The organism is Ferrimonas futtsuensis DSM 18154, assembly GCF_000422645.1.
Classification (GTDB): domain Bacteria; phylum Pseudomonadota; class Gammaproteobacteria; order Enterobacterales; family Shewanellaceae; genus Ferrimonas; species Ferrimonas futtsuensis.
Map to the genome: position 1 here is coordinate 138,238 of NZ_AUGL01000007.1, position 21,037 is coordinate 159,274.

General features: G+C 61.1%; 22 protein-coding genes. 13 read left to right on the top strand and 9 right to left on the bottom strand.

Annotated features, from left to right (window positions below; genetic code table 11):
* Positions 1-43: 43 nt before the first annotated feature.
* On the bottom strand, positions 44-349 hold the full coding sequence (locus tag G505_RS0105740) for an ArsR/SmtB family transcription factor (RefSeq protein ID WP_028108708.1): 306 nt from the start codon (positions 347-349) through the stop codon (positions 44-46).
* A gap of 219 nt (positions 350-568) precedes the next feature.
* Between G505_RS0105740 and metH the strand changes: the two genes are divergently transcribed.
* Complete coding sequence (gene metH, locus G505_RS0105745) at positions 569-4,234, top strand: methionine synthase (protein ID WP_245568337.1); 3,666 nt, start codon at positions 569-571, stop codon at positions 4,232-4,234.
* A gap of 43 nt (positions 4,235-4,277) precedes the next feature.
* Here metH and G505_RS0105750 read toward each other — a convergent pair whose 3' ends face one another.
* The gene (locus G505_RS0105750) at positions 4,278-4,838 is read right to left on the bottom strand and encodes a TetR/AcrR family transcriptional regulator (RefSeq protein ID WP_028108710.1); all 561 of its coding nucleotides are present in this window, start codon (positions 4,836-4,838) and stop codon (positions 4,278-4,280) included.
* Between the two features lie 104 nt (positions 4,839-4,942).
* Here G505_RS0105750 and G505_RS0105755 point away from each other — a divergent pair, with 104 nt between their 5' ends.
* A complete protein-coding gene (locus G505_RS0105755) occupies positions 4,943-5,470 on the top strand; it encodes a dihydrofolate reductase family protein (protein ID WP_028108711.1) in 528 nt (175 codons plus the stop codon).
* A 4-nt stretch (positions 5,471-5,474) separates the two neighbouring features.
* On the opposite strand, the gene G505_RS0105760 is transcribed toward G505_RS0105755, so the two are convergent.
* Positions 5,475-5,852, bottom strand: a complete 378-nt coding sequence (locus tag G505_RS0105760; RefSeq protein WP_028108712.1) for a hypothetical protein — start codon at positions 5,850-5,852, stop codon at positions 5,475-5,477.
* Between the two features lie 141 nt (positions 5,853-5,993).
* On the opposite strand from G505_RS0105760, the gene G505_RS0105765 reads away from it, so the two are divergent.
* Entirely contained in the window at positions 5,994-6,629 is a 636-nt protein-coding gene (locus G505_RS0105765; RefSeq protein WP_028108713.1) for a DUF3157 family protein, read from the top strand.
* Positions 6,630-6,679: 50 nt separating this feature from the next.
* Here the strand turns inward: G505_RS0105765 and G505_RS0105770 are convergent, their stop codons facing one another.
* The gene (locus G505_RS0105770; protein WP_028108714.1) at positions 6,680-7,231 is read right to left on the bottom strand and encodes a Tll0287-like domain-containing protein; all 552 of its coding nucleotides are present in this window, start codon (positions 7,229-7,231) and stop codon (positions 6,680-6,682) included.
* A gap of 56 nt (positions 7,232-7,287) precedes the next feature.
* On the bottom strand, positions 7,288-8,205 hold the full coding sequence (locus G505_RS0105775; protein ID WP_051215923.1) for a DUF417 family protein: 918 nt from the start codon (positions 8,203-8,205) through the stop codon (positions 7,288-7,290).
* Positions 8,206-8,562: 357 nt separating this feature from the next.
* On the opposite strand from G505_RS0105775, the gene G505_RS0105780 reads away from it, so the two are divergent.
* The 3 genes from G505_RS0105780 to G505_RS0105790 all read left to right on the top strand — a co-directional run bounded on the left by G505_RS0105780 (position 8,563) and on the right by G505_RS0105790 (position 11,406).
* A complete protein-coding gene (locus G505_RS0105780; RefSeq protein ID WP_028108716.1) occupies positions 8,563-9,816 on the top strand; it encodes a dicarboxylate/amino acid:cation symporter in 1,254 nt (417 codons plus the stop codon).
* A 95-nt stretch (positions 9,817-9,911) separates the two neighbouring features.
* Entirely contained in the window at positions 9,912-10,358 is a 447-nt protein-coding gene (locus tag G505_RS0105785; RefSeq protein ID WP_028108717.1) for an acyl-CoA thioesterase, read from the top strand.
* Positions 10,359-10,602: 244 nt separating this feature from the next.
* Entirely contained in the window at positions 10,603-11,406 is an 804-nt protein-coding gene (locus G505_RS0105790) for a lipid-binding SYLF domain-containing protein (protein WP_028108718.1), read from the top strand.
* Between the two features lie 54 nt (positions 11,407-11,460).
* Here G505_RS0105790 and G505_RS0105795 read toward each other — a convergent pair whose 3' ends face one another.
* From G505_RS0105795 to G505_RS0105810, 4 genes are all read right to left on the bottom strand, one after another.
* A complete protein-coding gene (locus G505_RS0105795; protein WP_028108719.1) occupies positions 11,461-12,231 on the bottom strand; it encodes a RelA/SpoT domain-containing protein in 771 nt (256 codons plus the stop codon).
* A 208-nt stretch (positions 12,232-12,439) separates the two neighbouring features.
* Positions 12,440-13,114, bottom strand: a complete 675-nt coding sequence (locus G505_RS0105800; protein ID WP_028108720.1) for a ChrR family anti-sigma-E factor — start codon at positions 13,112-13,114, stop codon at positions 12,440-12,442.
* Positions 13,107-13,700: a sigma-70 family RNA polymerase sigma factor gene (locus G505_RS20690; protein WP_051215924.1), complete on the bottom strand. Its 594-nt coding sequence runs from the start codon at positions 13,698-13,700 to the stop codon at positions 13,107-13,109. Before G505_RS20690 ends, G505_RS0105800 begins: the two co-directional genes overlap by 8 nt.
* Positions 13,701-13,831: 131 nt before the next feature.
* The gene (locus tag G505_RS0105810; RefSeq protein ID WP_028108721.1) at positions 13,832-14,401 is read right to left on the bottom strand and encodes an LON peptidase substrate-binding domain-containing protein; all 570 of its coding nucleotides are present in this window, start codon (positions 14,399-14,401) and stop codon (positions 13,832-13,834) included.
* A 115-nt stretch (positions 14,402-14,516) separates the two neighbouring features.
* Here G505_RS0105810 and G505_RS22335 point away from each other — a divergent pair, with 115 nt between their 5' ends.
* From G505_RS22335 to G505_RS0105845, 7 genes are all read left to right on the top strand, one after another.
* Entirely contained in the window at positions 14,517-15,047 is a 531-nt protein-coding gene (locus tag G505_RS22335; protein WP_051215926.1) for a DUF2878 family protein, read from the top strand.
* Entirely contained in the window at positions 15,044-15,526 is a 483-nt protein-coding gene (locus G505_RS20700) for a chalcone isomerase family protein (protein ID WP_051215927.1), read from the top strand. The genes G505_RS22335 and G505_RS20700 overlap by 4 nt, the downstream gene beginning before the upstream one ends.
* A 1-nt stretch (position 15,527) precedes the next feature.
* Complete coding sequence (locus tag G505_RS0105825; RefSeq protein WP_028108722.1) at positions 15,528-16,043, top strand: DUF3833 domain-containing protein; 516 nt, start codon at positions 15,528-15,530, stop codon at positions 16,041-16,043.
* Positions 16,044-16,122: 79 nt separating this feature from the next.
* Positions 16,123-17,574, top strand: a complete 1,452-nt coding sequence (locus tag G505_RS0105830; RefSeq protein WP_028108723.1) for a DUF4397 domain-containing protein — start codon at positions 16,123-16,125, stop codon at positions 17,572-17,574.
* Positions 17,575-17,681: 107 nt separating this feature from the next.
* Positions 17,682-19,277, top strand: a complete 1,596-nt coding sequence (locus G505_RS0105835) for a M28 family metallopeptidase (protein ID WP_028108724.1) — start codon at positions 17,682-17,684, stop codon at positions 19,275-19,277.
* Positions 19,278-19,292: 15 nt separating this feature from the next.
* Entirely contained in the window at positions 19,293-20,099 is an 807-nt protein-coding gene (locus G505_RS0105840) for an ABC transporter permease (RefSeq protein WP_035385116.1), read from the top strand.
* Positions 20,096-21,001, top strand: coding sequence for an ABC transporter ATP-binding protein (locus tag G505_RS0105845; RefSeq protein ID WP_028108726.1), 906 nt, complete (start codon positions 20,096-20,098; stop codon positions 20,999-21,001). Before G505_RS0105840 ends, G505_RS0105845 begins: the two co-directional genes overlap by 4 nt.
* Positions 21,002-21,037: the final 36 nt, after the last annotated feature.

Sequence of the window (21,037 nt, forward strand, 5' to 3'; positions counted from 1 at the left end):
GTTCTTCGGGCCCATGGCATGGGAAAACCCACAGTGATTCGGGTCAGTCTGTGTCCGAGGACTCGAGAGAGCAGCACTCGGCACTGAGGAAACCCATCAGTTCATCGGTAGCTTCCAGGTTGGCGCGACAGATCAGCTCGCGGCCACGTCGCTCCTGGGTCACCAGGTTGGCATTCATCAAACGGCTGATGTGATGGCTCAGGGTAGACCCAGGAATCGACAGGTGCTGCTGAATCTCGCCCACATTCAGCCCCTGCAGGCCCCCTTTGACCAGCAGGCGGAAGATACTCAGCCTGGTGTCATGGCCCAGTTCGGCGAAACGGCGCACCGCCTCGGCGTGGTCGATCATCCTCTCTCCTCGGGTAAATAGTTATATCAGGGAAATCATGACCCAAAGCGCAGGGAAATCCAAGTGGCTGATCCAAAGCCGGCGGCATCCCGCCCATAATCGACCACTATGGCGCCATTGCGCTTTTTTTACCCTGGGGGACTATCAACAGGCCATCACCTTGGCTAAGATAGACGTCTAAACGTATAAATGTCTATTTGGGAAATTAGGGACGGCGCCATGGCTACCACACTGCAGCAACTCCTCGCACAGCGGATACTGATTCTGGACGGCGCCATGGGCACCATGATCCAGGGCCACCGCCTGGAGGAGGAGGATTACCGTGGCGAGCGCTTTGCCGACTGGCCCTGTCAGCTCAAGGGCAACAACGATCTGCTCTCCCTGACCCAGCCGGAGATCATCGCCGGCATCCACCGCGCCTACCTGGAAGCCGGTGCCGACATCATCGAGACCAACACCTTCAACTCCACCACCATCGCCATGGCGGACTACCAGATGGAGTCGCTCTCCCGGGAGATCAACCTCGAGTCTGCCCGGCTGGCCCGCCAGGTGGCGGACGACGTCGCCCGGGAGACCGGCGCCCCCCGGTTTGTGGCCGGGGTGCTCGGCCCCACCAACCGCACCTGCTCCATCAGCCCGGATGTGAACGACCCCGGCTATCGCAACGTCAGTTTCGATCAGCTGGTGGCCGCCTTCCATGAGTCGGCGCAGGCCCTGGTGGAGGGGGGGGCCGACATCCTGTTGGTGGAAACGGTGTTCGATACCCTCAACGCCAAGGCGGCCCTGTTTGCCATCGACACCCTGTTCGAGGAGCTGGGTCGCAAATTGCCGGTGATGATCTCCGGCACCATCACCGACGCCTCGGGGCGCACCCTCACCGGCCAGACTACGGAAGCTTTCTACAACTCCCTGACCCACATCCAGCCTGTGGCCATCGGCCTCAACTGCGCCCTGGGCCCCAAAGAGCTCTCCCCCTATGTGGAGGAGCTGGCACGGATCAGCGAGTTTCCGGTGTCGGCTCACCCCAATGCCGGCCTGCCTAACGAATTCGGCGAGTACGACGAGACTCCGGCGCAGATGGCCGAGATCATCGGCCAGTGGGCCGCCGAGGGCTGGCTGAATATCGTCGGTGGCTGTTGCGGCACCACTCCGGAACACATTCGCGCCATCAAGGCGGCGGTGGACCGACACGCCCCCAGGCGTGCCCCGCAGATCCCGGTGGCCTGTCGCCTGGCCGGCCTGGAGCCCTGCACCATCGACGCCGACGCCCTGTTCGTCAACGTCGGCGAGCGCACCAATGTCACCGGCTCCGCCCGTTTCCTGCGGCTGATCAAGGAGGGCGACTATGAGACCGCCCTCTCGGTGGCCCGTCAGCAGGTGGAGAACGGTGCCCAGATCATCGACATCAACATGGATGAGGGGATGCTCGACGGCGTCGCCGCCATGGAGCGCTTCCTCAAGCTGATCGCCTCCGAACCGGAGATCGCCCGGGTTCCCATTATGATCGACTCCTCCAAATGGGAGGTGATCGAAGCGGGGCTCAAATGCATCCAGGGCAAGGGGGTGGTGAACTCCATCTCCCTCAAGGAGGGGGAGCAGGCCTTTATCCATCAGGCAAAACTGATCCGCCGCTACGGCGCCGCCGCCATCGTCATGGCCTTCGACGAGCAGGGCCAGGCGGACACCTATGAGCGTAAGGTGGCGATCTGCACCCGCGCCTACCGGGTGCTGACCGAGCAGGTGGGTTTCCCGCCCCAGGACATCATCTTCGATCCCAATATCTTCGCCATCGCCACCGGCATCGAGGATCACGACAACTACGCCGTGGACTTCATCGAGGCCACCCGCACCATCAGGCAGACCCTGCCCCACGCGATGATCTCCGGCGGCGTCTCCAACGTCTCCTTCTCCTTTAGGGGCAACAACCCGGTACGGGAAGCGATCCATGCGGTGTTCCTCTACCACGCCATCCGCGCCGGCCTCACCATGGGCATTGTCAACGCCGGCCAGCTGGCGATCTACGACGACATCCCCGATGAGCTGCGGCAACGGGTGGAGGATGTGGTGCTCAACCGCCGGCCTGACGGCACCGAGCGACTGCTGGCCGTCGCCGAGGAGTACCGGGGCGACGGCGCCGCCGAAGCGGATCCCAGAGAAGCGGAGTGGCGCAGCTGGCCGGTGACCAAGCGGCTGGAGCACGCCCTGGTCAAGGGGATCACCGACTTTATCGAAGAGGACACCGAACAGGCCCGCCTGGAGGCGGACGCCCCCCTTCAGGTGATCGAGGGTCCGCTGATGGATGGGATGAACGTGGTGGGGGATCTGTTCGGCGACGGCAAGATGTTCCTGCCCCAGGTGGTGAAATCCGCCCGGGTGATGAAGCAGGCGGTGGCCTATCTGACCCCCTACATCGAAGAGAGCAAGCAGGAGGTCAGCAGCGCCGGCAAGATCGTCATGGCCACGGTGAAAGGGGATGTGCACGACATCGGCAAGAACATCGTCGCCGTGGTGCTGCAGTGCAACGGCTACGAGGTGATCGACCTGGGAGTCATGGTGCCGGTGGAGAGGATCATCGAGACCGCCATTGCCGAAAACGCCGACGCCATCGGCATGTCCGGGCTGATCACCCCCTCTCTGGATGAGATGATCCACAACGTCAAGGCGTTCCAGAAGGCGGGACTGACGATCCCCTGCTTTATCGGCGGTGCCACCACCTCGAAGATCCACACCGCGGTGAAGATTCATCAGCACTACCCCCACGGCGCCATCTATGTGCCGGACGCCTCCCGTACCGTGCCGGTGGTGGCCAAGCTGATCGATAAGAAACAGCGCCAGGGATTCGTGGAACAGGTGTACAACGAATATGGCGAGCTCAAGGCGCGCCGGGAGGCCCAGGGCCGGCGCAAAACCCTGGTCTCTCTGGAACAGGCCAGGGCCAACCGCAACGCCATCGACTGGGACAATTACCGGCCCTGCAAGCCCAGGCAGACCGGGGTGCGGGTGTTCAAGGAGTACCCGCTGACCGACCTGCTGGGGCGCATCGACTGGACCCCCTTCTTCCGCAGCTGGGGCCTGCACGGGCGATTCCCGGACATTCTGGACGATCCCAAGGTGGGTGACGAAGCCAGTGAACTCTATGCCAACGGCCAGAAGATGCTGGAGACCCTCATCGACCAGCAGTGGCTTAAGGCCGCTGCCGTCATAGGCCTGTTCCCGGCCAACACGGTCGACTGTGATGACATCGAACTCTACGCCGATGACGGTCGCGACACCTCCGTCGCCACGCTGCATATGCTGCGCCAACAGATAGAGCGCGCCGGCAACCACAACTTTGCCCTGTCCGACTTTGTGGCGCCCAAGGAGAGCGGTAAGCGCGACTATATGGGGGCCTTCGCGGTCACCGCCGGCATCGGCATCGAGCCCCATGTGGCGCGCTTCGAAGCCGCCGGCGACGACTACAACGCCATCATGTTAAAGGCCCTGGCGGATCGCCTGGCGGAGGCCCTGGCGGAGCGGATGCATGAGCGGGTGCGCAAGGAGTTCTGGGGCTATGATGCCGGGGAGCAGCTGGACAACGAGTCGCTGATCCGCGAGCGTTACAAGGGCATTCGTCCTGCCCCGGGCTACGCCGCCTGCCCGGATCACACCGAAAAGGGCACCCTGTGGCAACTGCTGCGACCGGATCACCACATCGACCTCAACATCACCGAGAGCTTCGCCATGTACCCCACGGCGGCGGTCTCCGGCTGGTACTTCGCCCACCCCGAATCCCGCTACTTCGGCGTCACCGACATCGGTGAGGATCAGTTGCAGGATTACGCCCGGCGCAAGGGCTGGAGCCTGGAGCAGGCCCGCAAATGGCTGGCGCCGCTGCTTCACGGCTAAGCAGACAACATCCATCAGGGCGCCTATGGCGCCCTTAGCTTTTTCAGGCCCTGGCCTCCAGGGCATCCAGATAGAAGTTCAGCGGCCCCTGCAGGTGGGTGTCATCCTCCAGACCACCGCAACTGGTGCAGTGAATCGCCAGGGCGAAGCCATGGAGGTAATCCACCAGCAGGGCCATGGCATGGCCGCGTTGCGCCTCCCCCAGCCCCAGGGGGGTCACCGCCTGGTCAAACCGTGTCATAAACACCTGGGCCGGACCAAGGGAGGACATCCCCAGCAGGGTCTCCAGCAGGCCACCATGGCGTCGCAGCAGGGCAAGGTAGCTCTGACTCAGCCTGGTCAGCTCCTGTCGCCAGGGCTGGCCCTCCACCGGGGTGTAGATCCCCGCCACCAGCTGGCAGCACAGGGCTTCCAGCAAGGCGCCCTTATTGGGAAAGTAGTGATACAGCGCCATCACATCCACGCCCAGTGACGTCGCCAGCTTCCTCAGGCTGGGCACCTTGCCCTCCAGCCCCAGCAGTTCGGTGGCCGCCTCCAAAATACGCTCTTGGGACAGGGCCGCTCCCCCCAATGGTCGGCCGCGACGTTTCCCCTTGACAGTCAAAACTCACTCCCGCTAGTCTGAAAATACAATTTCTACAGTGTAGAATAAACATCAATCAAAGCCAAGCAGAACCTGAGTGGCCACCTGCAATGAACGGAGAGAACATGAGCAACATCGTCTTTATCGGAACCAGCCTGGACAACTACATCGCCGACAAACAGGGTGGGCTGGAATGGTTAACCACCCTGCCCAACCCAGAGCAGGACGACTGCGGGTTTGCGGCCTTCATGGACTCGGTGGATGCCCTGGTGATGGGGCGCAACACCTTTGAAACCCTATGTGGCTTTGGCGGAGAGTGGCCCTACAGCAAACCGGTGTTTGTCCTAAGCCGCTCCCTGCACGCCATTCCCGAGCCCCTGCAGGACAAAGCACAGCTGATTCAAGGCTCACCCGAGGAGGTGACCCGCCAGCTCAACGACAAGGGGTTCCGACGACTCTACATCGATGGGGGACAGACCATTCAGAGCTTCCTCGAAGCCGGTCTCATCGATGAGATGATCATCAGCCGATTACCTGTGTTACTCGGCGGCGGTACGCCGTTGTTTGGTGAGCTTGCCAGTCCCTTGTGGTTTCAGCTGGTTGAAACCAAACTGCTGCTCGGCTCCATCGTGATGAGCCACTACCGGCGATGACCCGCTAGCCCGGAAAGCACATTAGCCACAGGGGCGGCAGCAGCAGGGTTTCCAGCAACACCAGCCACATCAGGTCCGGTCCCCCAGGGGCAAGCTGGCGCCTCAGCGCCCCCCAGTTGCCCCTGTTCATGGCCAGTTCAAACATCAGGGTCATCATCAGCCAGCAGGCACCCACCAACAGGGCCTGCCCCACTGAGGCCAGCGCCAGCCAGGGCAGTGACCCGCCGATCACCAGAGCAATCCAGGCGATCAGCACGGCACCGCTCAAGCGCTTGGCCCACGCCTCACCGAGTCCGCGGCTGAGCCACCGCTGGCGAATCCCGCCATTGACCACCGCCCCCAGAGCCATCAGTAACCACAGGCTTATCAGCTTGAAAACCAAAGCACTTCCTCCTGTCATACGCCACCGCTGCAGACAGCTTATCAGCTGGCTGAGTCCCCGGCCTTGATGTGCTCCCCCACTGTGCAGCTTCAAAACCTTTCTGATACCCTGAGACCAGATTCACTTCAAGGACACAACAACATGTCAGTCAAACCCTTTGCCGCCTTGCTGGCACTGATGATGGGCTTCTCCGTCCAGGCCGCCGACCAGGTGGTCACCCTGGAGGATGGCCGCAAGGTGATACTCCATGACGATTTCACCTGGCAGTATCTGGCGCCCGAAGCCCCCAAGGTCGAGGACACCGGGGTCCTGCAGGCCCCCGTCGAGCCGCAAGCCCCCGTGGCCGCAACCGCCATACCCGCCCTGCCCAAGGCGGCTGCCCAGCCCAAGGCGAAGGTGATGCCGAAAAAACCGATGTCCAGTGGCGTCATCGTCCGCCCAGGCGAGGCCAAGGATGTGATGCAGCTGTCAGACTATGGTCTGGATGCCCTGCTGGGCCGAGCCCGTTACCAAGGAGGCGAGCTGATCATCCCCACCTCGGTCACCAACCAAGGGCGAGAGGCGATCATCGAGGTGGATGTGCGCATCATCGTCATGGATGAGTTTGGTCAGGTACTGGGTCAGGACACCCTGCCGATGTGGCGTTCCATCAAGCGGATGGCCGACACCTACCTGCGCCCCGGCGCCAGCAAGGAGGGCCTGGACCTGCGCATCGAGGTGGAGCAACGAGAGGTCTATCAGTTGAAGGTCGAGTTTGACGAAATCGAAACCCGCTGATCCCAACGAAAGGCACACCGGGGCCATCCTCTGGACCCCGGTGGACTGAATTAAAGGCTGCGACGAACGCTGAAGGCCCCCCGCAGTTGCCCAAGCTCATAGCCGGTGGCCTGATCCGAAGGGTAGTGTTCCACAATGGCCTGGCGCACCTCAGGCGCCAGCTGCTGACCGTGACACTGCAGGCAAACCTTATCGACCACGATGCCCTTCATCAGCCGGTACTCCTCCCGCCGAGGCTGCTCCGCCACCAGGCTCTGGGGCGCGGCGCCCGCCAGCAACCGCTGCTCAAACTCCGTCAGGACCTGGATTTCCCACTCATCCGCCTGGGCCATTTTGGTGTTTCTTGGCTTGAGGCTGACCCGTCTCAGTTGCCAGCCGCTCTGCTCCGACAACTGAGCGGCGATCCTCGGTGCCTGATTGGCACACACCGCCACCGCCGCCACCGGTCCGCCGGCCTGCATGGCCGCCTTGAGGCTTGGCTTCAGGGTACTGCCAAACTGCTTGATGACCGATAAACCCTCTTGCCTCATCTCTTCGGTTTGGGTTGCCCAGGCCCCCATGCTCATTAGCGACATCAGGCCGATGGCCACTGCGTTTTTCATCCCTACTCTCCTGTGGGTTCTCTCCATGAGTGAACCCACAGTATATTAGTGATTGCTTATTTAGCAACTTCGCAATTTGAATGCCTGTGCCAGAGAATGGCGGCAGCAGCCAGAAGCAATTGATCCTTAATAATAAATACACCACTGCTGTTCAGCAGAGGAAAATGGGCATCCGCACTCCACCCGGGAAGTGAGAAGAGAAAGCTCAGGGTGCCAAAGGCGGTCAGGGCCACTCCCAGGGCTCCGAGGCGCCCAAGGGTGACACTGACGGGAAAAGCCAGAATCCCGGCGGTAAACACCAGCTCCACCACACCGATAAAGTTGGAGGCTCCCTGCACATCCCAGACTAGGTAGGTCCAGCTGAACAGCCAGTTGGACTGCATAAGATCCACGATTCCCTGCGCTTCATAGGGCTGGAACTTTAGGAAACCTATCCACCCCATCACCAGCACTATGCCCGCCAGGGCCAGCCGGGTCGCCCAGCCCTTGAGTAGCTCCCCCGCCTCAAGCACGCCAGCCAACTGAGCCAGGTGGGCAAACAGAAAAAGGGCCACGGCAAACATCGCCAGGTACTTGATCAGCCCCTGGCCGGCGCCCAACCAGGGAAAGCCCCCCAGATCCGCTACGAAGACAGGGTTGGTGAACAGCAGTCCAAAGTTGAGGGCAAAGATTGCCATGCCCCCCAGGGCCCCTATCCAGGCAAAACGCCCTCCCCACAATGCGGAAAGCAGCAGTCCCCCGAATAGGGTCTCAGTCACCAGCATAACGGTGGCGAGGGTCTCGACTGGCAACAGTTGAAGAACCGGTGCCCACAGGCTGCTTCCTCCCAGCCAGTACTGGATCATCTTCAGCTCCGAGTCACTGAGCTTCAGCAGCCCCAACCAGATGAGGTAGCAGGAGGTCACCACGACCAGATAACGAATCAGGGTGGTCTCGCTCAGGTTGGCTCGGCCAAGGTAGCGTATCAGTTCCATGCTGGGTCTCTTGTGTTGTTGTCATCAGCCCTACCAGACCGCCCCAGAACGGCTCTCATTTCACCCCTTCCAGAAAGACCCCAATTTCCACAACAGAAGCCCCCCCGCCGGACACATCACTCCCCCCCTTTTATTAACACCAAGACAAACGAGAGATTGGCCCCCAAAAATAAACAACCGTCAGGTTTTCATCGTGTTAGTCATAACCAAGTCGCAATTAGCCGTTTCCGGGTTTGAAATGAGGATTTAAAGGGAGTAAAAACATGCGGCATATTCGAAAAAGTGACCGGACAAGAGTCATAGCTCATTGAATTAATTAACATTTAGATCAACAACCTCTTAACAAAGGCGTTACCTGTGCAAAAGAAAACGAGTCTGCTGAGCAACATAGGTGTTCAGGTGATCATTGCCATGATCGTCGGCACCCTGGTCGGTATTCTTCTGGGGGAGGATGCCGCGGCATTCGCTCCCTTGGGCAGCATCTTCATCCACCTGATCAAGATGCTGGTGATTCCTCTGGTGGCCGTGGCCATCATCAGTGGCGCCGCAGGCCTGGGCAACAGCCATGCTGCCGGCCGTGTCGGCCTGACCACTCTGGGCTTCTTCGGACTGACCTCCGCCGTTGCCGTCGCTCTGGCCCTGGCCATGGGCGAAATCTTCCAACCCGGCATCGGCATCGATTTCTCCTCGGTAGACGCCCTGTACGATGGTGACCTGGCGGACAAGGGTCAACTGCCCACCTTCTGGGCCACCATCACCGGGATGATTCCCACCAATGTGTTCACCTCGCTGCATGACGGCAATATCCTGCAGATTCTGGTGTTCTGCCTCTTCTTCGGCATCGCGCTTTCCAAGGTGGAAGCCAGCCGCTCCAAGCCCCTGATCGACGGCATCAACACCGTAGTGGACGCCTTTGTCTGGATGATCAATGTGGTGATGAAGGTCGCCCCCATCGGCGTATTCGGCCTTATGGCCGAGGCCGTGGGCACCTTTGGTTTTGCCGCCCTGAGCACCGTAATGAACCTGTTCCTGGTCTACGTGGCCACCATCCTCATCTACGGCTTCCTGTTCTACCCGGCGATGATCAAGACACTGACCCGCATTCCGGTCGGTAAGTTTGTCTCCTCCATGAAGAAACCTCAGGCCGTGGCCCTCTCCACCGCTTCCTCCATGGCCACCCTGCCGGTGACCATGGACGTGTGTGAGAAAGAGCTGGGCATCCGCAACTCCACCGCCAGCTTCGTGCTGCCCCTGGGCGCCACCATCAACATGAGTGGCAACGCCATCTACTATGGCCTGGTGGCGGTCTTCTTCGCCCAGGCGTTTCAGGTAGATTTGGGACTGGGCGCCTACGTCGCCATCATCCTGACCGCCACCCTGGGTGCCGTCGGCCAGGCTGGCGTCCCCGGCCCCTCCTTCCTGGTGGTGGCGGTGTTGCTGGCCGCCGGCATCCCCATCGAGGGCCTGCCACTGCTGTTTGCCCTGGACCGTATCTTCGACATGATCCGTACCGCACTGAACATCACCGGCGACGCAGTTTGTGCCGCCATCGTGGATGAGCTGGCCGGGGACGAACCCATTGAAGAGGAGCAGCCGGCGGAAGCCGCCTGATTCCGCGACGGGCCACCTCAGGGTGGCCCGTTTGTTTTTCCCCCTGCCCCCTGTTAAGTTAAAACACCCAATCTAAACGGATGTTTGAATTTATCATGGAGAGTTTCACCCAAGCCTTCCCCATCCATACCCCCATTCAGGTTGCCTGGGGCGAGATGGATGCTCTGCAGCACGTCAACAATGCCGTCTACTTTCGCTACTTCGAAACCGCCCGAATCGACTTCTTCAATCAGATCGGCCTGATGGAGGAGCTCAAGCGCAGCGGCATCGGTCCCATACTGGCGGAAACCCGTTGCCGTTTTAAGCGCCCCCTGTTGTTCCCCGATTCTGTGCTGGTAGGCACCCGCATCACCGAGCTGAGTGATGACCGATTCACCATGGAATACCAGGTGTTCAGCCAGAGCCAACAAACGGTCACTTCGGTGGGCAGCGCCGACGTGGTGGTGTACGACTTTCACCACAAGCGAAAAGCCAATATGCCGGTTCACATCCGCCGGGAACTTGAACAGTATCTGGTCTCCGATGCCGAACTGCTGAGCTGATCCAAAGCCAGTTGTGGCTCCTTTACACAGAACAGCCGCCTCAGCTTTGGCTGACTGTCAGGCCTAAGCCCAACTCCCTGGCCTTAAAACCATAGGGGGTTTGTTAAGCCCGAGCAGAACCCTTATGACCATTGAGACTGCGACTGAGGGGCGATCGCAAATCTATCGGTAGTGACCTCATCCACCTCCTCTTCACCCGACGATGATACACTGACGCCGAAGATGATTACCGGAGTAGAGCACCATGAAGAAACAGGCACTCTTGCTGGCCCTGGCCGCCACCCTGAGCCTTCCGATCCAGGCCGGCTGGGATGAGCTGAAAGCCAAGGCCAGGGAGCTGGGGGACAAGGCCTCGGAAGTGGGCCAGGAGGCCTGGGAAAGCACCGCCGAGGTGAGTCAGAACGCCTGGAGCGCTACCCGAGAGTGGAGCCAGGAGACCTGGGAGGCCTCCTCCGCCTGGGCAGAGGGCGCCCTGGACAGCGCCGGCCAGTGGAGCGACGATGCCCTGGAGAAGGGCAAGACCTGGTACCACCAGGGCGAGACCAAACTGGAGGAGATGGTGGAGCCAGACAGCCCTCAGGAGGCCAGAGACGCCCTGAATACCCTGTCCGAGGTCACCCTGGTCAAGCTGCTGACCGAGCACCCACAAGTCAAACCCCTGTACGATGACGCCTATGGCTATGCGGTGTTTGATTCCAGACAGTTTTCCCTGCTGCTGCACACCAATGGCGGCTCCGGAGTGGCGGTCAACCGCCACAGCGGCAAACGCACCTATATGAACATGCTGGGGGGGGGCCTGGCCCTGGGCTTTGGCGCCAAGTTCTACCAGCAGGTGATGCTGTTCGAGGATGAGGCCAGCTTCGACAAGTTCGTCAACGATGGCTGGAGTGGCGGCGCCGAGGCAGGCATCCTCGCCTGGAACGAATCCGCCAAGTTTGGTCAGTCGTTCCACAACGGCGTTGCCCTCTACGTGCTCAATGAGAAGGGGCTGCTGCTGGATGCCAACATCAACGGCAGCCGCTACTGGCAGGATGGTGACCTCAACTGACCCTGGCGCCCCAGCAAGCATAAAAAAGGGCGGAGAAGACTCCGCCCTTGGTGGTTAACCGTACCTGACCCTGCCGGGGGTTGAGATTGCCTCCCAGGCCTGCTGATAGAGCAGCGTCGATTGCTGACGCAGTCGCTCTACCCGGGCGTGTTCAAACTCACTCAATGGGCGCTGCTGCACCAGTGCCTGGCGCTCCAGCTCCTGGATCTGCTGATACAGATCGTGTTCCGGGCCGCTTTTAATCTCGGCGAAAGGACGCAGGTGGATCTGCACCTCTGCCACCATCAGGCTCTCCGGTAACCGAACCAGCAGGTTCAGATCCCGGTAGCCATTGGCTTTGGGGGTGAGAAACCGGTTTTTCACTCTGACCACCTCTCCATGGCGATCCAGCTCATGGTAGGCCCGGAGCAGACCCTCCACGTCATCCGCCACCAGGGTGGTGCGGGCCAGATCCGTCAGCAGTGTTACATCGCCATCCAGTTTGCCCTCCAGCTTTGCCAACGCGCGCTCACGACCTTTGACGGCGGGGACATCGGCTTGGGTGGAGGATAGATAGGCCACGCGGTGGGTCAGCATCGCCAGTTCATTCTGAGCATGCTGCGCGCGAAGATAAAGGTTTTCGAAGTCTGAGGTCGGCTGAACCGCCGATGCTGTATCCTGGCTTTCGATGGCCATCAGACCCGGCAGGCCCTTTTCTGCCTTGTTGGAACGCTCCAGTCCGGGGAGCTTGTCTAGAGATGTATCAAGGGATAGCTGAGTGGCTGCCTGGACCGGGGCCTGCCCCACCATGAACAACATCAGCGCCGTTTTTAAAAACTTGCCCATTCAGTCTCCTTTTCCAGAAACCGGACCGCTCTGATGAGCGGCCCTGTCCCTACTCTCTGGGTGATGAAGGGGGTTTTCAAGATCGACCGGATCACAAAAACCGCTCCTTCTCCTGATTCTTCAGAGTTATCAGGGGTCAGAGCGGTTCCACCAGTGTGCTGAAATCGTTCGATTATTCAGACTGTATTCAGTTTTGTTTGGCTTGGGTTCAGCCCCCTGTCTTAAAAAACAGCTGACTGAAGGGGTTCAACGCCCGCGCCAGGCCAGAGGTAAAGTGCAGTGGGGCATCGATCACCGCCAGGCACAAACACCCCTTGTCGGACCTGGGGCTGTGCTCATTGGACTCGGTGCAGTGCACCAGATCCCCGGGGCCGTAATCCCCGGAGTCGTCACTGAAGGTGCCATCGAGAACCAGGGTCCACTCTTTGCCCTTGTGGGTGTGAGCGGCGATGCTGCCACCGGGTTCCATGTAGATGAAATTCAACTGGTAGGCGCGTTGATGGTCCTGGATCGGTGCGCTCCAGAGCCGGTTTACCACCCGACTCCAGGGGCCTGCTCTGTCCACCAGACCGGCCAGGGCGGGAGGAAGAGCAATGCGTCGCCCCTGAAACTCCATCTCCGTTGACTCAGGTGGCTGAGGCACCACCGACGGGGCGTCCTCCAGCCTGTTCAGCATCCTGGCCAACTCATCGTCACCGAACTCTGACGGCAGGCTCAGCGCAGACAGCTGCTCTGCCTGCTGTTGTTGCAGCAGTTCAACCCGATCCCGACAGCGGCGACACCGGCCAAGGTGCACAGACACCATGATGGCAAGTACATCGTCCAGTTCACCCGAGGCAAACTGTTCGAGCTCCTTAGCGATTGGATGATGACGGTCACTCATAGCCCAGTGCCCCCTTGGTTAAACGCATCGAAAGTTTCTCCATGGCCAGTCTCAGCCGGCTTTTCACTGTCCCGACGGGGAGATTCAGATGTTCTGCCACCGCCTGATGACTCATCTCCTTGAGGTAGACCAGAGACACCACCTGACGCTGATTCTCCGGAAGTCGGGCGATCAACTCGTTAAGTCGCCGCTTCTCCGCCTCACCCTGTATCTGCAGGTCACACTCGTCCTCGACGGGAGTCGGCTCCAGATACAGCTCGTCGGCGCTGACCAGAGTCGGACGAGACAGCTTCTGGCGCCCCAGGTCAAAACAACGGTTGCGGGCAATGGTGTAGATCCAGGTGGAGACGTTCCCCTTGTCCAGGTCGAAGCTGGCGGCCTTTTGCCACACCGCCAGCAGTGTATCCTGGGTCACCTCGCGGGCGGTCTGATCGTCACCCAGCCGGGTAAAACAGAAGGCGTGCACGCGACCGGCGAAGTGCCGGAACAGCTCCGCATAGGCTTGCTTGTCTCGGTGATTGGCCACACGTGTCATGGCCTGAGCCAAGCGTCGGTTCAGGTCGTCCTGAGAGGCGGACACAGTCATGGATGTCTCGGAATCCCTGTTACTCGATGGCGTCGATACAACTCTCATACGTGATCCCCGTAGCGGCTCGGCGAAGGGCGCATCGTGCGTCCCCAATCGGCTTCAGGTTCATTGCTACGGTGACTCAACTACTATGGATCACTTTTATCAAGAATAGAATGAATTAGGTTGACCGCCATTGCGGAGGAGGGCTGAGTCAGCAGGGTCGCCTTGGCGGAGGCCTCGATGGGCAGCAGCTCCAGCCAGCGTTGCAGGCTCCACCTGAGAGAGTCGAGCCCGGGCTCGGGGTAGAGATCGCCAATGTCCGGGTATTCACTGAAGAGTCGCCCAAGGGCCCGCTGAATCCGCACATCCTCGCTTGGGCTCTCCTCGGGCCAGAGTTCAAAGGGGTCACAGTCCGCCCAACGCAAGCCGTCTTCGTCACTCTCCGCCTCCTCAACCCGTGCCAGGGACACCCCTTCTACGGTGATGCCCAGCAGTCCATTGTCCAGCTGGTCAAAATCCACCATCTTCACCAGGGTGACCACGCCGAGCACCCGGCTGCTGCCGTCAGGCGTTTTCTCGAGCATACCCATGGCGAAGCTGGGTTCATGACCCGCTCGCTCACGCACCATCCGCAGGTACCTGGCCTCGAATATCCTCAGGGCCAGACGCCCCTCCGGAAATACGTGGGCATTCAATGGGAAAAGGGGGAGTCGCATCGGCATACCACTTGAGTCGGTTCAATACCCTTTTCTACGCAGTGGGCCGCCCAACAGTTCACCCGGTGATCTCAACACCCGTTCGGTACGTAACAAGGAGACACTGGAGGAGCTGATGATGAATGGTACCCCTTTCGCCCGGCCCAAACTTTCACCGCAAACCAGGCAACTGCTTCTGGACAGTGCGGTGTTTCAACTGTTCTGGATTGGCTCAGTCGCCACGCCCCACATCGTGATGCAGCTTGTCGCCCTGGGGTTGTGGGCTCTGGCCTCTCCCTGGCCGTGGCGCCTGTGGTTGTTGTCCCTGATGACCGCACTGCTGGGATCCGCCGTCGACGCATTGTGGATACAGGCGGGCCTGTTCACTCCCCATGACCCCTTGCCCGGACTGTTCATCGTGCCCCTGTGGCTGATGTTACTGTGGCTGGCTTGCGCCCGTTATCTGCTGATGTTGGTCAACTGTCTGGCGCTGCCCGCATACGGCCTGTTCCTTCTGGGTGCCACGACCGGCCCCCTGAGCTATGTGGCCGCCGCCGCCCTTGGCGCCGCCACCCTTGCCCCTCCCTCCATCTCCCTTTGGACGATGTTTGCCCTGTGGTGGGGACTGTTGATGCTGATGATAAAATTTATTGGGAGCAAATCATGAAAGGATTCCTCCTGCTCAGCCTGATGCTGGCCTGCCCGTCAGCCCTCTCCCTTCCTCTGGTGGGTGAGAGCAAACTCCGCGTGCTGTTCTGGGACATCTACACCGCTCGACTCTATGCCCCCAATGGACAGTTTACCGAGATCCGGGCACCGCTGACCCTCAGCCTCACCTACCACCGCGACATAGACGCATCGCAACTGCTGGAGGCCACCAGGGATCAATGGCGGCGACTGAACTTCCAGGACCCTGACAGTCTGGCCTGGCTTGATAGGGTGGCCGCCTGTTTTCCCGACGTCTCAGACGGGGACAAGCTGAGCTTCAAGCTGACCCCGAGCAACCAGGCAGAGATCGAGTTCAACGGCGACCTTCGTTGCTCGTTGCCCCCGTCCAAAGGCAACCGACAGTTTCTGGCCATCTGGCTGTCGGAGCAGAGCGCCTACCCCAGGTTGACTCAACGGCTGATAGCCAAAGGAGAGTGAGATGCGAACCCTGTTTGCCCTGCTGCTGACCCTGCTGGTCGGATGCAGCGCCGATTACAGCGCCATCAAGGCGCAGCAACCCACCCTGGAGCTGGAAAGGTTCTTCGACGGCAAGGTCAAGGCTCAGGGGATGGTGACCAGCTTCACTGGTGAAGTGGTACGCCGGTTTACCGTGGTTCTGGAGGGCCGCTGGCAAGAGGGAGAGGGGGTGCTGGATGAGTACTTCCTCTACGAGGATGGCGAGACTCAGTTCCGGCAGTGGCGCATCCGCCGCACCGGCCCCGACAGTTACTCCGGAGAAGCGGACGACATCATAGGCACCGCCTCCGGTGAACGCCATGGCCCCCTGCTCAGGTGGCAATATCAGATGGTGCTGGTCACCGACGATGACGAATGGCAGGTTAGCTTCGACGACCTGATGGTGTTGGTGGATGACCGGCACCTGCTCAATCGCGCCAAGATCAACAAGTTCGGCATCACCGTGGCAGAAGTGTTCATCTCCTTTCAAAAAGAGTGATCAAAAATCAATCAATTCTGTGATCGCCTCTCCAATGTGCTCCGTAATTTCCCAGGCTTATTCCTGATGGAGCACCACAATGAGACTGTTTCCCCTATCCGCCATTCTGGCCGCCTCGGCCCTGATCCTGACCGGTTGTGATGACGATGATGATGATCCCGTTGTTGTCCCGCCCCCGGAACTGACCATGAGTTACGTACGCGTCATCCACGCCTCGCCGGATGCGCCCAAGGTCAATGTTCTGGTGGACGAAGCCACTGTGCTGTCCGAAGTGGATTACCAACACGCCTCATCGCTGCTGGCCCTCCCCTCCGGCAGCCATCGCATCCGGGTCGAAGGCATTTTGGCAGACGGCACCACCGCCACCGTCTTCGACGCGACCCTGACCCTGGATCCGGACATCGAATACAACATCACCGCCACCGGACTGGTGGCCAGCCTGCTGGCAGGCAGCGGTCCCACCCCATTTTCCCCTGTGGTTGTTCCTCGGAACCTGCTCACCGACGATCCCACCATGCTCAGATTGCAGGTGGCCCATGCTGCCCCGGCGGTCGGCAATGTGGGCGTGCACGTCACCGGTCCTGACGATGAGCTCAGCGCCGCCACCGAGCTCACCGAGCTCAACTTCGGCGAGTTCACCGAGACCCCGGTAATGGTGGACACCGGCACCTACCGCATCCGACTGACCGATCCCGACGACGCGTCGGTTGTCGCCTACGACAGCGGTGCCCTGCCCCTGACCGATGCGGCGGACCTGTTCATCGCCGCCGTGGCCAACACCCAGAGTGGTGCGGCCCCGGTCAACCTGCTGGTGGCCGACAATGCCGTGGATGAAAACGGCAACGATGCGGCGATCATCCAGGACGTCAATCTGGGCAGCGGCCTGCGTGCCACTCATGGCATCAGCGCCGTTGGCGGGGTGGACATCTGGGTGAACGGCTCGGCGCCGGCCATGGACTCCCCGTTGTACAACCTCACCTTCGCCAACACCACTCCGGCCCGGGGCTACCTGGACCTGGCTTCAGGCGATTACCAGATTCAGGTGGCCCTCAATGCCACCACCGACGTGGTGATCGACATCCCCGCCCTGACGCTGATGCCCGGACGTGCCTACAGTGCCACCGCCGTCTTCGACGCCATGGGCGCCCCTACCCTGTGGGCGCTGGAGGAGGATCTGCGTAGCATCGCCACCGAGTCCAGGCTGCGTGTCCAGCACGGCAGTCAGTCCGCCGGCAACGTGGATATCTATCTGAGTACCGACACCACCCCGGATGATGACGACATCAAGCTGTCTGACGTCCCCTACCTGGCGGAATCCGGCATCCTCGGCATCCCTCCGGGAACCTACAACCTGATGATCACCCCGGCGGGAGATGCGGCCACCATCGCGGTCGGTCCGGCGGAGCTGACCTTCGAGGCGGGCATGCGTTACACCGCCATCGCCGTAGATGATCCGGCCAACGTCACCGGCCTCGCCACTCCCGGCATCGGCATTGGCGTCATCGGCCTGGACGGCCTGGCGCCTGAGTAACCCCTGGGGGAGGGCGTCCGCCCTCCCCACTGTGCCTTCTCCCCACCCTGTGGTAGTGTTGACCGATTAAAACAAATATAGAAATCAACAAAGAAGAAGGACACAGGATGTTTGCGTTCCCCACCAAGTCCTGGGCGGCCCTGGCGCTGACCCTGGGCATCAGCTCCGCCGCCATGGCTGCGGACCCGGAGTTTGATAAACAGCAACTGCGCAGTCACATCAAAACCCTCGCCTCAGACCAATATGGCGGACGCGGCCCCCTGACCCAGGGAGAAACCCTGAGCATCGACTACATCGCCAAGGAGTTTGCCAAACTGGGGCTCAAGCCCGGCAATGGTGACCGCTACCTGCAACCTGTGCCTCTGGCCAAGGTCACCGCCGATCAGGCGATGACCCTGACCCTGGGCGACCTCACCCTGACCAATGGCAGTGAGTTCACCGCCCGCACCCAGCAGATCACTCCACGCATCGAGTTGAAAGACTCCCCCATGGTGTTCGTCGGCTATGGCATCAACGCTCCGGAATACCACTGGAACGACTACGCCGGCCTGGACGTCAAGGGCAAAACCGTGGTGATGCTGGTGAACGATCCCGGCTTTGCCACCCAGGATCCCGCCCACTTCAAGGGCAACGCCATGACCTACTACGGGCGCTGGACCTACAAATATGAGGAAGCGGCCCGCCAGGGCGCCGCCGCCGCCCTGATCATCCACCAGACCGACGCCGCTGGTTACGCCTGGGGCGTGGTGGAGAACTCCAACACCGGCAGCAAGTACACCCTGGTGGACGCCAACAACAACGCCGACGAACTGCCGGTGATGGGCTGGCTGCACCAGAGCGCCGCCCAGAAGCTGTTCAAACAGGCCAAACTGGATATGGACGCCCTCGCCGATGCCGCCGCCCAACCCGGATTCAAGGCGGTGCCCCTGCCCGGCAAGGCCAACCTCAGATTCGACAACAGCACCCGCATGGCCGAGTCTCACAACGTGCTGGGGCTGCTTCCCGGCGGCGAGACCCCGGAAGAGGTGGTGATGATCCACGCCCACTGGGATCACCTCGGCACCAATGAGAGTGACGGCCACATCTACAACGGCGCCATCGACAACGCCACCGGCGTGGCTGGCGTCATCGAGCTGGCCCGGGTGCTGAGTGAACAGAGCCGCAAGCACCCCTTCAAGCGCAGCATCCTGTTCAGCAGCTTTACCGCCGAGGAGACCGGGCTGATTGGCGCCAGCCACTTCGCCGCCCACCCCACGGTGCCCAACAGTCAGATTGTTGCCTTCCTCAACATCGACGGTATGAACGTGGATAACGCCCTGGACTACATCCTGCGTTACGGCGACGGGGTGTCGGAGCTGGAGGGTTACCTGCAGGATGCCGCCGCCAGCCAGGGGCGCAAGGTCAAACCGGATCCCCGTCCCCAGGCGGGACTGCTGTATCGCAGCGACCACTTCGCCATGGCCAAGGTGGGTGTACCCGGCCTGCTGTTTATGAGCCTGGGCGACAATGACCCCGACTACATTCCCCACAGGTACCACAAGCCGGCAGACGACTATAACCCGGACTGGAGCCTGGAGGGGATGCAGCAGGATCTCTCCCTGATGGCGATCATCGCCGCCCGTCTGGCCAACAATGGTGACTGGCCCAAGTGGCTGGAAGAATCTGAATTCAAGAAGCGCCGTGCTCAAGACGGCCGACAGTAACTACGGAGGAACCCTGTGTCCCTGACCCATTTGCGGCTCACCGCCGTCTTCGAGCTGAGGCGGCTGTTTGCCACCCGCCGCGGCGCCCTGTGGCTGCTGGCCTTTGCCCTGGTGTGGGGCCTGCTGCTGCGCTACCCCATCTTGAGTGCGGCCGATCTGATGCGCAGGGACGACCTGAGGGAGTTTTTTCTCTCCCTCTCCCCCGATGGCCTGAGCACCCTCTATCTCTGGTCCAGCCCCGAGCTGGCGGTGTTCTGGGTGGCGGCCCTGGTGCTCTACCCCATGGCCACCATAGGCCTGGCGGCAGACCAGATGGCCTCGGATCTTCAGCGTGGCACCCTGAGGTTTCTGACCCTGAGGGTCAGCCGTGACAGCCTGCTGCTGGGCCGTTTCCTGGGCATGCTGGCGATTCAGCTGATGATGATTCTCGCCTCCCTGGCGGGAACTCTGGGGCTGGCCCTGTATAAGGGCGCCCCCTTGATGCCGGTGCTGGGACAGAGTGCCCTGGTCACCCTCAACCTGCTGCTGGTGGTGCTGCCCTTTACCGCCACCATGGCCCTGCTCTCCCTGCTGGCCAAATCCGGCCGTCAGGCGGTGGTACTGGCCACCCTGTTCTGGCTGATGACGCCGCTGGCCACCGGCCTGCTCTCCATGGCCTGGCAACCCTTTGAACAGCTGCTGCTGCTGATCCCCGGTGGCCAGATCAAGGACCTGATGGTGATGACCCCGGCCGACGCCCTCACCACCAGCTGGCTGCCTCTTGCCCAGACCCTGGTGATGCTCGCCCTGGCCCGAATCACTCTGGTAAGGAGCGCCCTATGAGCCTGATGATTGAAGCCAGCGGACTGACCAAGAGCTATGGCAGCAAGAACGCCCTGGACGGAGTCGATCTGAATCTGGCCGCCAACGGCAGCATTGCGCTAGTGGGCCCCAACGGCGCCGGCAAGACCACCCTGATGTCTATTATCTGTGGCTACCTGAGGCCAAGTCAGGGCGCGATCAAAGTACTGGGAGAGGATCCCGGCAGCGACGCCCTGCTGGGACGCATCGGGGCCCTGCCCCAGGATGCCCAGTTGGACCCGGGTTTCAGTGTAGGCATCCAGTTGTCCCATTACGCCGCCCTGCAGGGAATTCCCAAACCCAAAGAGGAAGCGCGTCGGGTGCTGGAACTGGTGCAGCTGTCGGAGACCTTCAACAGCCTGCCTCAGTCCCTGAGCCACGGCATGCGCAAGCGGGTCACCATCGCCCAGGCGCTCATTGGCCAGCCGGAACTGGTGCTGCTGGATGAGCCCACCGCCGGCCTGGATCCCGCCAATGCCAGGGCCGTGCGCGAGTTGGTTAACCGCCTGCGCAGCCAGTGCCGCTTTATCATCAGCTCCCACAACCTGGAGGAGCTGCAGAAGATGTGCGACACCGTGCTGCACATCGATCACGGCAGACTCAGCAACCAGGTGGCGGTGGACGATGCCGGCCAGGAGGGGGCTCTCACCCTGACCCTGGCCCCCGGCACCGAGGACCAGCAGTCCGTGCTCAACCAGATTGCCGGAGTTCGCCAGATCACCAAGCGGGACAGGGATGAGTACCTGGTGCGCTACGACCTGACCGCCCACCCGGATTTCGATCTGGAACTGCTCACCGCTCTCAAGGCCGCCCGCATCCCCTACCGGCGCCTGGCTCTGGGCCTGAGCCTGGAGGAGCGGCTGTTTACCCCGGAACAGCCCTAGAGTCTGATGCCCTAAGCCCCAAAAAAAGAGGACGCC

Bases quoted from the DNA above. Each gene is read 5' to 3' on its own strand.
- G505_RS0105790 (WP_028108718.1), top strand. From the start codon at position 10,603: ATGAAGAAACAGGCACTCTTGCTGGCCCTGGCCGCCACCCTGAGCCTT.
- metH (WP_245568337.1), top strand. From the start codon at position 569: ATGGCTACCACACTGCAGCAACTCCTCGCACAGCGGATACTGATTCTG.
- G505_RS0105755 (WP_028108711.1), top strand. From the start codon at position 4,943: ATGAGCAACATCGTCTTTATCGGAACCAGCCTGGACAACTACATCGCC.
- G505_RS20690 (WP_051215924.1), bottom strand. From the start codon at position 13,700: ATGACTGTGTCCGCCTCTCAGGACGACCTGAACCGACGCTTGGCTCAG.
- G505_RS0105830 (WP_028108723.1), top strand. From the start codon at position 16,123: ATGAGACTGTTTCCCCTATCCGCCATTCTGGCCGCCTCGGCCCTGATC.
- G505_RS0105765 (WP_028108713.1), top strand. From the start codon at position 5,994: ATGTCAGTCAAACCCTTTGCCGCCTTGCTGGCACTGATGATGGGCTTC.
- G505_RS0105795 (WP_028108719.1), bottom strand. From the start codon at position 12,231: ATGGGCAAGTTTTTAAAAACGGCGCTGATGTTGTTCATGGTGGGGCAG.
- G505_RS0105810 (WP_028108721.1), bottom strand. From the start codon at position 14,401: ATGCGACTCCCCCTTTTCCCATTGAATGCCCACGTATTTCCGGAGGGG.
- G505_RS0105740 (WP_028108708.1), bottom strand. From the start codon at position 349: ATGATCGACCACGCCGAGGCGGTGCGCCGTTTCGCCGAACTGGGCCAT.
- G505_RS0105835 (WP_028108724.1), top strand. From the start codon at position 17,682: ATGTTTGCGTTCCCCACCAAGTCCTGGGCGGCCCTGGCGCTGACCCTG.
- G505_RS0105845 (WP_028108726.1), top strand. From the start codon at position 20,096: ATGAGCCTGATGATTGAAGCCAGCGGACTGACCAAGAGCTATGGCAGC.
- G505_RS0105800 (WP_028108720.1), bottom strand. From the start codon at position 13,114: ATGAGTGACCGTCATCATCCAATCGCTAAGGAGCTCGAACAGTTTGCC.
- G505_RS20700 (WP_051215927.1), top strand. From the start codon at position 15,044: ATGAAAGGATTCCTCCTGCTCAGCCTGATGCTGGCCTGCCCGTCAGCC.
- G505_RS0105775 (WP_051215923.1), bottom strand. From the start codon at position 8,205: ATGGAACTGATACGCTACCTTGGCCGAGCCAACCTGAGCGAGACCACC.
- G505_RS22335 (WP_051215926.1), top strand. From the start codon at position 14,517: ATGATGAATGGTACCCCTTTCGCCCGGCCCAAACTTTCACCGCAAACC.
- G505_RS0105770 (WP_028108714.1), bottom strand. From the start codon at position 7,231: ATGAAAAACGCAGTGGCCATCGGCCTGATGTCGCTAATGAGCATGGGG.
- G505_RS0105785 (WP_028108717.1), top strand. From the start codon at position 9,912: ATGGAGAGTTTCACCCAAGCCTTCCCCATCCATACCCCCATTCAGGTT.
- G505_RS0105825 (WP_028108722.1), top strand. From the start codon at position 15,528: ATGCGAACCCTGTTTGCCCTGCTGCTGACCCTGCTGGTCGGATGCAGC.